We start from the raw sequence: 13,327 nt of genomic DNA, 5'->3' as shown, positions 1-13,327 counted from the left end.
CGGGCGCGGACCGGCAGCACTCAGCGGCGCGGTCGGTGCAGGTGGTCCCACAGGTCATCGGCTACTGCATCGGGAAGCCACGACAATGCCTTGAGTTCTTCGATCGTCGCGGCCTTCACCTTCTTGACCGATCCGAGTTCCTTCACCAGCCGCTTCCGACGCGTGGGGCCGAGGCCCGGGACGTCGTCGAGCGACGACTTGGTCATGCGCTTGTCGCGGAGTTGACGGTGATAGGTGATGGCGAATCGGTGCGACTCGTCCCGGATCCGCTGGAGCAGATACAGCGCCTCGGATTGACGCGGGATGCGGATGGCGTCGGCCCGGCCGGGAACGAAGACCTCCTCGAACTGCTTCGCCAACGAGGCAACGGGGATCTCCTCGCGCAGTCCGAGGTCGTCCAGCACCTTGATCGCACTGGTCAGCTGACCCTTCCCACCGTCGACGAGGAGGAGTTGGGGTGGGTAGGCGAACTTGCCGGGTCGCTCCCCCACGGGCTTCTCGCGCTCGATCAGGTACGCGGTCAGCCGGCGTCGGAGCACCTCTTCCATCGCGGCGAAGTCGTCGTTGCCCTCGACCTCCTTGATCTTGAAGCGCCGGTACTCGGACTTCTTGGGGAGACCGTCCTCGGTCACCACCATCGAGCCGACGTAGTCGGTGCCCTGGAGGTGCGACATGTCGTAGCACTCGATGCGCAGCGGAGCCTCGGGAAGCCCCAGGTGTTCCTGCAGTTCGTTGAGGGCACGCGCCCGACTGTTGTGGTCGCTGGCCCGCTTGAGCCGATGACGGGCGAACGCTTCCTTGGCGTTGTGCACCACGGTCTCCTGGAGGCGGACCTTCTCACCCCTCTGTGGGACCTTGATCTCGACCCGACTCCCCCGCAACTCGGTCAGGTAGTCCTCGTAGAGCGCTGGGTCGTCGGGCATCGTCGGGACGAGGACCTGCTTCGGCACCCCGAGCGGCGGATCGTCGTAGAGACCCTCGAGCACGTGCTCGAGCAGCTGACCCGGAGTGAGCTCCTCGACCTTGTCGACGATGAATCCCTTGCGGCCCACCACCCGCCCCTTGCGGACGAAGAACACCTGCACGGCGGCTTCGAGGTCGTCCTCTGCGAGACCGATCACGTCGAGGTCCTCGGACCGGTCGCCGACCATCTGCTGTTTGGCGATGGCCTTGCGCACACTCGCCAACTGGTCGCGGACGCGGGCGGCCTTCTCGAACTCGAGGTCGGCCGACGCCGAGGCCATGTCGGCCTCCATGCGCTCGACGACCGCGTCGGTCTCCCCGTCGAGGAAGTCGAGCAGCTCCTTCGTCATCGTCTGGTAGTCGTCGGCCGAGACCTCACCGACGCATGGGCCCGAGCACTTCTCGATGTGGAACAGCAGACACGGGCGGCCGAGCTTCTCGTGGCTCTCGAACTTGTTGTTCGAACACGTCCGGAGCGGGAACGTGCGCAGCAACAGGTCGAGCGTCTCGCGGATCGCATACGCGTTGGCGTAGGGGCCGAAGTACTGGACGCCCTTCTTCTTGCGCCCCCGCATGACCATCGGTCGAGGCCACTCGTCGTCCACCGTGACGGCGAGGAACGGGTAGCTCTTGTCGTCGCGCAACCGGACGTTGAAGCGCGGCTGGTGGCGCTTGATCAGGTTGTACTCGAGCATCAACGCTTCGACGTCGTTGCGGACCTGGATCCACTCGACCGACTCGGCCGTCGCCACCATCTGGGCCGTGCGCGGGTGCATGTTGCGCGGATTCTGGAAGTAGTTGCTCAACCGCTGGCGCAGGCTCTTGGCCTTGCCGACGTAGATCACCCGTCCATGGACGTCCTTGAACTGGTACGAACCGGGCGCGTCGGGGATGGTGCCGGCGGGGGGACGTTGGACCACGTCGTCAGGCTACGGGCGGGGCGTGACCGATCAGGACGCCAACCGCGGACGATGGCGGGTCGAATCCACATCGTCCGACAGAATCGTCCGCAGTGGATCTCCTCGCCAGGCTCCTGTGGCGCCCCGGCAGCGCCGTCAACCTGGCGGTTCTGCGAATCACGCTCTGCGTGGTGCTGTTCGGGTCGGCTGCGCTCGACGCGATCAGCGGGCGCGACTCCGTCGAGGACCTTCCCACGATCGCTCCGAGGATCCTCGGCTCCGCTCTCGTCGTTCTCCCCCGAGAACAACTGACACTCCGGATCGTTGCCGCGCTGCTCGCGCTCTGCTGCATCGCCGGAGCCCTCGGGTATCGGACCCGCTGGGCGATGGTCGGCGTTCTCATCTTCGGCGCTTATCACCTCGGCGTGCCGCAGATCTTCGGGAAGGTCGACCATGACCACCACATCCTCTGGATCGCGCTCATCCTGTCGCTGGCGCCATGTGGCGATGCTTTGTCGATCGACGCATGGGGCCGTCGACCCGCCGCATCCATCCGCTACGGATTCCCGCTCCGAGCGTCGTGGTTGGTTCTCGGCCTCGCGTACTTCTTCGCTGGATTCTGGAAGCTCGGCTCGATCGGGCTCGACTGGGTGACCGCGGAGAACCTGCGCGGGATTCTGTGGGACGAGCGCCTCGCTCGCGGCTCGGGCTTCACCCCGATGATCGACATAGCGTCGAGTGATCCACTCCTCACTGCTGGCGCGGCGTTCACCGTGGCCTTCGAACTCGGATTCGTGTTCCTCGTCTTCAACCGACGAACGCGGCCGCTCGCCGTGATCGCTGGACTCCTCTTCCACTGCAGTACCGGCATGACGATGGGCATCTGGTTCACCGGCTTCACGATCTTCTATGTGGCGTTCATCGACTGGGACAGTCACCTCGGCCGCATCGAGACCGGCCGAGGTGCGCAACGCCGACGACCGTCACCGCCGGACCAGCACCGCCCGGCGTTGGTGGCCATCACGCTCACAGGACTCCTCGTGTTCGGCGTGCTCGCGGCAGGGTTTGGACGCGAGATCAACGGATGGCCCGTCGCCTCCTACCCTGATTTCGGCTATCGATCCTCGGCTACGAAGATCACCGCAGCGCTGCGCGTCGACGGTGACGCGGCGGAGGATCGAGTCCTCGTTGGCCTCAGTTCCCTCGAACGCCATCGGCTTCTGCTCCGAGCAGCATCGACGGAGCAGGGGCGAGAAGCGCTGGTGGCGCTCGTCGAGCGCTCGCCCGTCTGCGACGGGTCGGCTCCCACTGTCGAACTCGTGACCATTCGATGGCGGGTGGACAGCGCGGGACTGACTTTGGCGGAGGAACTGCCCGAGCCGTTGGTCGTCACCTGCTCCTGAGTGCCTCCCGCAGCGGCGGAGCCGTCATCGTCTCGGGGATCTGGACAGCCAGCAGTTCGAGGACCGTGGGAGCGATCCGGCGGAGCGACACCGGCGCAGCGAGCTCCTCGTGAGATCCGGTGCGGGTCCACCAGATGCCGTCGGGGTGATGGAAGCCACTCTTGGCGGCCTCCGACCGATAGAAGAGCGAGTCGAACGGGATGTCGCGGCCTTCGGCCGTGCGCAACGTCGCACCTGTCTCGATCGCTTCGTGGATCGCGCAGCCGGCGAAGACATCGTTGTCGACGACTCGCACAGAGAATGCCGACGCGCCCTCGACAGTCGCTTCCTGCAGCACCTCGGCTCCCGCTAGAGCAGCACTCGCGTCTTCGAAGAAGAGGTGGAACTGTTCGGCCATCACGGGCGCGACCTGCGACACGCCAACGATTCCCAGGGCGGTCACGACACCATCGAAGTCGTGGGGACGATAGATGTACTTCCCACCCGACTCCTCGGCCCGGAGGAACGGTTGTTGCGACAGCGCGGTGCACAGCATCAACGTCGCCCCGACTTCATCGACCAGCGACATCGCTTCACCAACGAGTTCGTCCATCTGCTGATACCCGTACAGGACAGCGTCACCGAACTTGCGTTGCTCTTCGGCCGTCGGTTTGTTGGTGAAGCGTTCGGGTTCGAGGTTGCGCCAGAAGACGTGCTGGTAGTGCGCGGTGCTGTTCGAGAAGAACGTTGCGAAGGCGGGACGGTCACGCTTCCAATACGAGCGGAAGACATCCCACTGCAGCCGATCGAGGACGGAGGCCCGCGCCCACCGTCCCCGCAAACCGCGACGCTCGTTCAGCAACTGGCGAGTGGCATGACGGACCGTTCGAAGACGCAGTCCATGGCGGAGTTGGTGCGCCCCGAACCGAGCGAGGTCGACGGGCGACTGAGACGCCGACGTGTTGCTGTGCTCCTGGACGTTGGAGCGAACAAAGCTCGAGAACGCTGCCAGGCTCTCTGGCCGAGGAGTCGAGTCCGGGTTCCAGGGGTCCGGCAGGAACGTCCCATCGCCCGCTGCCTTGCGCGGCAGGTTCATCGAGCCGCAGAGCCACACATGTCCACCGGCTGCGGAGACAGCCTGACCGATCGTCGGGTGGTTGAGCCGGCTCGCTTCGCCGAGTTTCTCCAAGCCGTGTTCGGCTCGCGACACCCCGGTGTGAACCGTGACCCACTGGATCCACGGCTCGAGCCCTTCCTGGGACTCCTCGGGATCGGTGATCGTCACCGTCGACTCGTCCCGGAGCCGAGCGAAATTCGGGAGATGCCCCTCGGCGATGAAGCGATCCATCAGCCTCGGCGCGAGTTCGTTGAACTCGAGCATGAGGACCGACGGCTGGTTCACAGACGGATCGTACCCACGCCCATCAGGTCATTCGACGGAATGCACCGAAGGGCTCCCCTGTTGGAACGACTGTCGGAGCTATCATCCGATTGCCGGCCCGGAATCACCGGCAACCATCACTGGATCCGTGGACAACATCACCGTGGGAGAGGCGACCGGGCTGTCCCTACTGTCCGCCAATCGGATCCTCCACTCCTCTTGATCGGGGAATCCAGCCATGCTCAGACTCCAACTGCCGCTGCCGGACCGTTATGCCGACGCGTCTCTCGACGACCTCGCGGCCCGCGTCGCCTCGGCCAAGGAGACGCTCGGCGAGCGACTCTTCATCCTCGGCCACCACTACCAGCGTGACGAGGTCATCGCCTTCGCCGATGCGCGCGGCGACAGCTACAAGCTGTCGGTGCTGGCGCAGGAGCGGCCCGAGGCGGAGTACATCGTCTTCTGCGGCGTGCACTTCATGGCCGAGTCGGCCGACATCCTCACCGGCGACCACCAACAGGTCGTCCTCCCGGATCTCAACGCCGGCTGCTCGATGGCCGACATGGCCAACATCGATCAGGTCGAGGAGGCGTGGGAGTCCCTCGCCGAGGTGATCGACATCGATCGCCTGGTGCCGATCACCTACATGAACTCGTCAGCAGCCATCAAGGCCTTCGTCGGCCGCCATGGTGGTGCCGTGTGCACGTCGAGCAATGCGAAGGCGGTGCTCGAGTGGGCGTTCACCCAAGGCGACAAGGTCCTGTTCTTCCCTGACCAGCATCTCGGCCGGAACACGGGCGTCGCCATGGGCTACTCGCTCGACGACATGGCGTTGTGGAACCCACGCTTCGATCTCGGTGGACTAACCGAGGCCCAGGCCAAGGAATCGACGTTCCTCCTGTGGAAGGGTCACTGCTCGATCCATCAGCGGTTCTCGCCCGAGCAGGTCGCGACGTTCCGGGCCGAGCATCCCGACGGCATCGTGGTCATCCACCCCGAGGCGCCGCACGAAGCCATCTCGGTCGCCGACGAGGTCGGCTCGACCAGTCACATCGTCAAGGTGGTCGAGAACGCGCCTGCAGGTTCGACCATCGCCGTCGGCACCGAGATCCACCTCGTGAACCGTCTTGCAGCCGAGAACCCGGACAAGACGGTGGTGTCGCTCGACCCGCTGATCTGCCCATGCTCCACCATGAACCGCATCGACCTCCCCCACCTGGCGTGGATCCTCGAGGAACTGGTCGCTGGACGGGTGCAGAACAAGATCAGCGTCGACGAGGACACGGCCGAGTGGGCGCGGGTGGCGCTCCAGCGCATGCTCGACATCACCTGAACCGACATGGTGGTTCCATAGAGTGCCGTGCGCGATGAAGCCTGTCACCTGCATGTTCGTCAAGAACTCGTTCGAGCACGACGCTCGCGTCGAGCGCGAAGCACGAGCGCTCGTCGACGCCGGCTGGGACGTCACCGTCGTTGCGATGTTCGTACCAGGAGTCACGCCGAGACAGGAGGAGCGCGACGACGGCATCCGCGTCATCCGGGTCTCCAAGCCCGGCGCTCTCGTGTGGACCTTGAACCGGGTGCTGGTCTCCGCAGCGGTCCAACGCGAACAGCACGCTGCGGCGCAGGAGGACCGGGAGCCCGACTTCGACGCGGCGAGGAATGAGGCACGCATCGAACTCGACACGACGGCGACCCCCGGCGCGGAGCGGACCGACACCGCCGTACCGAGCGGTCGAGCCATCCGATTGACTGCGGTTGTCGTCCGTTGGCTCCTCAACACGGTGGGGCAGGTGCTGCTACCACTCCTGCGTCCACTTCGTGATCGGGTCCTAGACGCCCGCATGGGTGCAGTCGGACGATCTGTTCAGGCACAGGTCTTTCACGCGCACGATCTCAACACGCTGGCGATCGCCGTGCGATGTGGACGCGCAGAGGGGTCGGCCATCGTGTACGACTCACACGAGCTGCACACCGGACTCGCCCGCTCGACGCGGTGGTCACGGTGGCAAGCCAAGCGACGCGAGGGTCGCCTCATCCAGTCGGCGGACGTCGTGCTGACCGTGAGCGATGGCGTCGCGAGGACGATCAGTCGTGTTCACGGAATCGCCACCCCGACTGTTGTTCGCAACGTGCCCGACACCGTCCGTCTGGACTCGGAACCCGTTGACTTACGCTCGACGCTAGGAATCCCGGTCGAGCATCTCGTTCTCGTGTATGGCGGGACGGTGCAACGTGACAGGGGGATCGAAGCGACAATCGAAGCGTTGGACGATGTCGGCTCATGCAGCTTGGTTGTCGTCGGACACGGTGGCCTTCGGAGCGAACTCGAGGAACGAGTCCGAGTCAAGGGGTCTCCCGTTCACTTCGTGGGACCTTTCGAACATCGCGAGTTCATGCGCTGGCTCGCCGGCGCAGACATCGGGACGTGCTGCATCATCGGAACGGCGGCGTCCTACAGGTTCTCTCTACCGAACAAGCTCTTCGAGTATTGGAGCCTCGGCATGCCTGTAGTCGCAAGCAACCTTCCAGACATCGAGAGGGTCGTGCGCTCAGAGCAAGCGGGCGCGATCTGCGATCCGACCGATCCACGGTCGGTCGCTCGTGCGATCGAGCAGGTCCGCGATCATTTGCCGCAGATGAGGGCTCGCGCAACGGATGCGGGTTCGAGGCATCACTGGGGCGTCGAGGCGGCTGTTCTCGTCGGCCTGTATCAAGGCTTGCAGCGGCGTCTCATCCCAGCATCGGCGGATGATCAGCCCATTAGGGTTCGCTCCGATCAGTGAGGCGGCGACACGCGAACGCAGCTCCGCCGAGTATGCACGAGACAGGAGAGTGCGGTGTTCGAGGATTTGGTCGACAAGGTGATGGGGGCAGACTTCGAGCAGGAGCCCTTCCGCCACCTCTCCATCAACGACTTCCTGTCACAAGAAGACTTCGATGCCATAACCAGTGCCGCGGAGGTCACGCTCGATCCAGCCGACACCGACAAGGAGCTACTGGATCAGTGCTTCGCTCAGGGCTACAAGGTTGTGCCGTTCCCCGGAGCGACTACAGACGTTCAGGGCTACCTGGACTGGCGGGCTGGCCGTCTACGGTTGCATCACCACGCGACCACGAGTGGTGAGGGCCTCGTCCTACGCGTGGCCAGTCCGAAGTCGCCGGCGCTTCAGGCGCTCTACGAACTACTCACCAGCGACGCTTGGTGCGATGCGTTGACAGCGAGGTTCGAACTCGATCGCTCGCAGCTGACTGTCGACGTCGGGGTCCAGAAGTACCTGGACGGGTACGAGATCAGTCCACACCCGGACGCCCGCAAGAAGGCTCTGACATACATGCTCAATCTCAACCCGCATCCGTCGTCCGAGCACGAGGACCACCACACGCACTACCTACGATTCAAAAGGAACGAGACTACGTGCAGACCTTCTGGGAGGGGAATCCTGGATACGAGCGCTGCTTCGTTCCTTGGGACTGGTGCGAGACGGACTATCAGCAGACGCGGAACAACTCGATCGTGATCTTCGCGCCAAGTAACTCGACGCTCCACGCGGTCCGGGCGAGGTACGACCACCTCGCGTTTCAACGCACGCAGGCCTACGGCAACTTCTGGTTCGGCGATGTCGTGGTGTCAACGAAGGAGTATGACGAGCTCGATCTACTCGAGTCTCGCGGTGACGGGAGGAGCGAGCGACCAACAACCATCGAGCGTATCCGTGGACGAATCCGACGTCGACGCCACAGCGCGAGCGTCGACAGCGCCCGGCGACAGCACTACAACTGACCTGTTATCTGTTGGATACTCAGGCGCCGGAACCGATCACGGCTAGCAAGTCGTTCCACAGCGGACCGAGCCGGTCGTCGTGGAGCGAGTCGTTGTGCCACAGGACCACGTACTCGCCCTGATGTCGGCGACAAGTCGCCGCCAACTCCTCCAATAGATCCACTGCCGACTCCCTGGCAAGGTTCTCGTATCCAGCATCGACAAGCGTCCTGTCCATGACGATAAGCGGCCGGACCATCAGCGGCAGCGTGCGTCGCGACCGATGGTCGTAGGCATGGAATGGCCGACACATCCCAGCTCGGAAACCCGCTCGCTCGGCGAAACCAACGGTCGAGTCGACGTCCAACCCCGCTGCGGCCTGCGTCGCTGGCGATGCCGCGGCGTCCCATCGGAGGTAGTGCTGCCGTCCGTGGAGTGGACGAGATGGTTGCCCGAAGTCCGCCGCAAGCTCTCGAACGGTCTCCACTTCTCGGCGCAGGCGGTCCACGGACAGATGTGACTCGTAGCTCCCGTGTACACCGAGGAGATGACCTCGACGGCGAACGCTGTCGATGAGCGAGACGACGGCAGGATCATCGAGCCGATACACCGCGTCGGGATTCCGACCCGCAGGGTCCGGGTCTGCAATCAGATGAAACATGCCTTGTACCCCAAGACTCTCAGTCCCGGTCATCAGGACGTCGAAGGTGTTCCACGGGTCCCGGTCGACGCCGTGCCGCCGGACGTCCGCCCATCCGCGCGCCATGGCCAGAGCCGATCGCGGACGACCTCGAATCACGCCTCGACCGACGACGGACCGTGCAACGCTCCGAAGTCGTCGGTTCTGGTACGCGTACGGATTGTCCACGTCGAACGTGAGCACGGCCTCGAATGCCCGGCGACGACGCTCGAGCCGAGGCCACACCGAACGCATCGCCATCCACAACAGGTCAACGTGTTCCTCCGCGACTGGTCGCCGGAGGAATTCCCCGCGAACAGCGGTCGAATTGATCGCGAGGAACCGACCATGCCGATCAACTGCGGGGGCGTCGACCTCCTCAAACATCGTGGCCAGGAAGAAGACAGCTCCGAACACATCTACGGTCAACCGTGCCCCGCGCTCGTCGATCACAAGATTTTGCGAGCCTGAATCGTCATCGAACAGCCACGGCAGATCCTGAGCGTTCGTGCGCATCGGTTCGTCTACCCGCCTCCGTCTCGAGGCATTCCGTCGTGCCTCGATCGAGTCGAGACGGTCATGCGCGAAGAATCCATCGGCTACCTGGAGTGACAACTCGCCGTCAGTGATGGTCGGGACTGTCACGCTCGAGGTGACGACGTTCACGTCGACACCGAGTACGTCGTCGAACACGAGCGTCGCGGCATGCCGACGCTCGGGCTCGTGGCTCGCCGGGATGAGGAGACGGAACTCAGCCACGTCGACGCATCGTCACGTGAATCCCGTACTCGGCTGCAGGCGATCGTAGAAGCCGAGCTCGCGCGCCGAGGTCTGCAACCGCATCAACGATGCTGCGTCCCGGGCGGCTCACCAGCGGGGGCCGCTGACGCTGCGACTGTCCCAGGAGTGCGGACGTCGGCTCAGGATCAACGATCCGTTTACGGCGGAGGCGACGCATGAGCTCATCGCCGGGGCGCACCTTCTCGATGACAACGCGAACATCGGCGATGTCTGCGAATCGATCCGTGAAGAACGATGGCGTGAAGAGCGTCACGAGATCAGGAGGCGGCGTGGAGACCCCCCAAACGAGACCACGAGCGCGCGCGGCCTCTGCATTCGGCGCGTTGAAGGCAAGCAAGCCGCCCGGCCGCAACTGCCCGAGCTGACGACGGATGAACGAGTCCGGGTCGTCGACGCAACCGACTGTTCCGACGTGGAAGATCGCGTCGAAGGGTTCCATCGCCTCCACCTCCGAGGAATCGGGCGCGTGAAAATGTGGACCGAACCGAGCTGCCGCGGCCGAGACCGCTGTCGGTGACACGTCGACGCCGATCGCGTTGTAGCCCGCGGTGAGGAAGAACGCCGTGAGGTATCCGCTCGAGCAACCGACGTCGAGAACCTGACTTTGCTCAGGAGCAAGTCCCGACGAAGTCACGGTTTCGATGACGAACCGCTGGGCAGGACGCACCTCGAGGAGGTCAGCAAGCGCCCCTGCATCCTCGCGTTGGTAGGCCGCCACCACTGCGTCGCCAATCTGACGGTGTGTCCCATAACTGGAGTTGGTCGCGGAGTGAAGGCGCTCGTGCACCGTACTGTCGTGCGGCGCCACCCGACACCCACACGTCTCACAGTCGTGGACATCGCAGGCAAAGTCGACATAAGGCTGCAGCCGCCCAACGAGCGTCGTGGCCGTCGACCCGCACACTCGACAGGGTTCACGGGCTGACCTCATTGCCTGATCATCCCGGCGAAGAGCGCAGCGTTCCGTTCGACTTCGGCCGCGACCGCCGGCTGTCGGTCCAGGAGTTGCTCGGAGAGTTGCGGACGCTCGTTCACCAGACGTTCGATGAGTACATCGCGCTGCGTCGTCGCGCCGAGACCATCGATCACGAAGTCCTCCATGCCGTACATGCGCATGATGTCGAGGTACTTCGGATGCCAGGACAGCGACAGGCACGGCACACCCGAAGAAAGGGCAGCGATGATGCTGTGATAGCGACCTCCGACATGGACCGTCGCGTTGGCGATCACCGACTTGAGATCAGGAGCGGCGAGGTCAGCGTCGAGATACACGACGTCGGGACCGGTGTCAGCGAGGATGAGCCCACAGACTGCGCCGTCGCACACCAAGGGGTCAGGTCGATCGGGTCGGAGCGTGTGTGGGACGAGCCCGACCCGACGCCCGGCTGCAACCTGCTTGTCGACCATCTCCCTCATTTGCCGAACATGCTGGTTGGCGACGCCAACGCCATCGGACTTGGCGTAGAGCACTGCACTCGGCGACAAGGTGACGACGACGTCGCCGGGGTGCACGCCCACCGCCTCCAGGAGTTCGGCGCCTCGGCCAACATCGAAGCCCATCGTGGTCGCAACATCAGGAAACGACTCTGCTCTGGCCCTTGGCAGGAGACTGCTGACGTCGTCCCGACAGTCGTCGCCGCGACAGAAGACGATGTCCTGGCGGGACAGATCGAGTCTGGCCATGGCTCTGACGGGCCACGTCGTGAACGGGCCGTAACTCTGCGTCCATGCAACAAACCTCCGACGGGCGATTCGACAGGCCACGAAGTACCTGAACCGGTGAGTCATCGCCGAACGCGTCGAACCCACCGGCGGTCCGACGTAGCTGATGGCAGACAACTCCACCAGGACATCAGCACGTCGGAGCGCTCGAAACCACGTTCCAACGCGAGCCCGACGACTCGAGAAGTCCCGGAACATGTAGGGCGGAACCACGTCCGCCAACACGAAGTCGGGCACCACTTCGACTCCGTAGTGCTCTGCCCACGCTCTCTCACGCTCTATGTCGCGAGATGGTACGGAAAGCGTCAGATCGCAGTGCCCGAACTCGCGCTCGAGTTGCGCCCGAAGCGACACGGCGAGCGCAGGACCTCCCTTGTTTCCCTGGAGACACAGACCTGTGACGAATACCCTCATCGGGGCTTCTCTCGTCCGGCCAGCCGGCGCATGCGTCGCACGAACCGAGAGCTCACGTCCCGCGCCGTATAGAGGCGACGGAAACGGCGATAGCGACCACCTCGCAACGTGCCTCGCATCAACAGTTCGAAGCGGAATGCGCCGCGCTGGATCGCCGTCGGCCCAGTGCTCTCGATCTCGCCGTCACCGAACCGGAAAGTCGGAGTCGTCGAGCCGTGACCCGCGAGGTATTCATTGAACAGGCGCGCTTCGATGCCCTCAACCAAGTTGGTCGACTGACTCTCGACCAAGTCGCCCGCGTCCGCTGCCTCCATCTCGACCTCCTCGTGAGCCCGCAGATCGGCGATCGCTGCCTCGCCTCGGGCAGAGCGCACGACGACCAAGCTCAGCTTCTGGCCACGCTTTCGTTCAAGCCACGCGTCGCCAACCGCGACGTCCGCGAGCACATTCACGTGGTCTTCGCACACTCGGCATCGAAGACGGTTGGCGTATCGCGAAAAGCTCGACTGGTAGTCGATCCGGTCGCCCAGTCCGTCGAACGTCCGACGGTCGAACTCGTGTCGTTCACCTTGGGTCGTGATGACGAGATTGCCGGCCTCGCCCTCGCCTCGATATGTCGCGTCGTCGATGCCACCCGAGACGTCGACCTGCTTGTGATACGCGAAAGCCTCAAGCGCATGGCGGGAGTACATCCATCCGCAGATGAGGCCGACTCGCAGAGCGATCTGACTGTCGAGGTCAGGCTCCACCGAACGGACGAACTTCGCGATTCCTTCCAATTGACAAGGCGTCGCCACGAGCACGCACGGCCGACCAGCGGACCGCAACACCTCGATCGCCCGTACGAAGGACACAGAGTGATAGATCGACCCGGGGACACGACCGAGGTCGCCGAGATCTTCGATCAATTCCGGGCCGTAGTCATCTCCCTGCCTAGTGAGGCAGACGACCGGGCTTCCTCGTTCGATCGCCCGATGGATCAGCGCTCGAAGTACACCGCCTGAGCTAGAGACCCCGTTGTCTCGGTGGCGGGGCACGGCGGCAAGCCACGTCGAGGAAACTGGCCCGGACCGCCGGACGGCGACTCTCGACTGCAGCAGATCGACCAAGTCCACTTCGAGACTCGGACAGACGTCGTCGCACGGCGCAGGGCAACTCGCGCATGCCGCAGAATCCACGATCCTCACTTCGTGAGCACCGCGCCGGTCGTCGAACGACGGAATCACGGCCTGTGAAGGACAGGCAGCGACACAGGCACCACAAGCGATGCACATGTCGTCTCGTACGACGTTGGAGATACCGGGCACGAACTCGGACTTCACG

Annotated in this window: 10 protein-coding genes; 4 read left to right on the top strand and 6 right to left on the bottom strand. The window is 64.1% G+C overall.

Annotation, left to right across the window (positions count from 1 at the left end; genetic code table 11):
* Positions 1 to 20: 20 nt before the first annotated feature.
* The gene (gene uvrC / locus AB8619_RS07160) at positions 21 to 1,883 is read right to left on the bottom strand and encodes an excinuclease ABC subunit UvrC (protein WP_436795776.1); all 1,863 of its coding nucleotides are present in this window, start codon (positions 1,881 to 1,883) and stop codon (positions 21 to 23) included.
* A gap of 92 nt (positions 1,884 to 1,975) precedes the next feature.
* Between uvrC and AB8619_RS07155 the strand changes: the two genes are divergently transcribed.
* The gene (locus AB8619_RS07155) at positions 1,976 to 3,265 is read left to right on the top strand and encodes an HTTM domain-containing protein (protein ID WP_436795775.1); all 1,290 of its coding nucleotides are present in this window, start codon (positions 1,976 to 1,978) and stop codon (positions 3,263 to 3,265) included.
* Here the strand turns inward: AB8619_RS07155 and AB8619_RS07150 are convergent.
* Positions 3,252 to 4,646: a hypothetical protein gene (locus AB8619_RS07150; RefSeq protein ID WP_436795774.1), complete on the bottom strand. Its 1,395-nt coding sequence runs from the start codon at positions 4,644 to 4,646 to the stop codon at positions 3,252 to 3,254. The genes AB8619_RS07155 and AB8619_RS07150 overlap by 14 nt on opposite strands.
* Before the next feature lie 217 nt (positions 4,647 to 4,863).
* Here AB8619_RS07150 and nadA point away from each other — a divergent pair, with 217 nt between their 5' ends.
* The 3 genes from nadA to AB8619_RS07135 are packed head-to-tail and all read left to right on the top strand — an operon-like array spanning position 4,864 to position 8,146.
* Positions 4,864 to 5,958: a quinolinate synthase NadA gene (gene nadA, locus AB8619_RS07145; protein WP_436795773.1), complete on the top strand. Its 1,095-nt coding sequence runs from the start codon at positions 4,864 to 4,866 to the stop codon at positions 5,956 to 5,958.
* Positions 5,959 to 5,992: 34 nt separating this feature from the next.
* Positions 5,993 to 7,411, top strand: a complete 1,419-nt coding sequence (locus AB8619_RS07140; RefSeq protein ID WP_436795772.1) for a glycosyltransferase — start codon at positions 5,993 to 5,995, stop codon at positions 7,409 to 7,411.
* Between the two features lie 54 nt (positions 7,412 to 7,465).
* Positions 7,466 to 8,146: a hypothetical protein gene (locus tag AB8619_RS07135; protein WP_436795771.1), complete on the top strand. Its 681-nt coding sequence runs from the start codon at positions 7,466 to 7,468 to the stop codon at positions 8,144 to 8,146.
* 282 nt (positions 8,147 to 8,428) lie between these two features.
* Here the strand turns inward: AB8619_RS07135 and AB8619_RS07130 are convergent, their stop codons facing one another.
* The 4 genes from AB8619_RS07130 to AB8619_RS07115 form a co-directional block, all read right to left on the bottom strand.
* Complete coding sequence (locus AB8619_RS07130; RefSeq protein WP_436795770.1) at positions 8,429 to 9,826, bottom strand: polysaccharide deacetylase family protein; 1,398 nt, start codon at positions 9,824 to 9,826, stop codon at positions 8,429 to 8,431.
* A complete protein-coding gene (locus AB8619_RS07125) occupies positions 9,819 to 10,676 on the bottom strand; it encodes a class I SAM-dependent methyltransferase (RefSeq protein WP_436795769.1) in 858 nt (285 codons plus the stop codon). Before AB8619_RS07125 ends, AB8619_RS07130 begins: the two co-directional genes overlap by 8 nt.
* A 119-nt stretch (positions 10,677 to 10,795) precedes the next feature.
* Positions 10,796 to 12,004, bottom strand: a complete 1,209-nt coding sequence (locus tag AB8619_RS07120) for a polysaccharide pyruvyl transferase family protein (protein ID WP_436795768.1) — start codon at positions 12,002 to 12,004, stop codon at positions 10,796 to 10,798.
* Positions 12,001 to 13,326: a Coenzyme F420 hydrogenase/dehydrogenase, beta subunit C-terminal domain gene (locus AB8619_RS07115; protein ID WP_436795767.1), complete on the bottom strand. Its 1,326-nt coding sequence runs from the start codon at positions 13,324 to 13,326 to the stop codon at positions 12,001 to 12,003. Before AB8619_RS07115 ends, AB8619_RS07120 begins: the two co-directional genes overlap by 4 nt.
* Position 13,327: the final 1 nt, after the last annotated feature.

Source organism: Actinospongiicola halichondriae (assembly GCF_049103745.1).
GTDB lineage: Bacteria > Actinomycetota > Acidimicrobiia > Acidimicrobiales > Salinilacustritrichaceae > Salinilacustrithrix > Salinilacustrithrix halichondriae.
The sequence above is the reverse complement of the archived record's forward strand: the minus strand, read 5'-3'. Positions and strand labels throughout refer to the sequence as shown.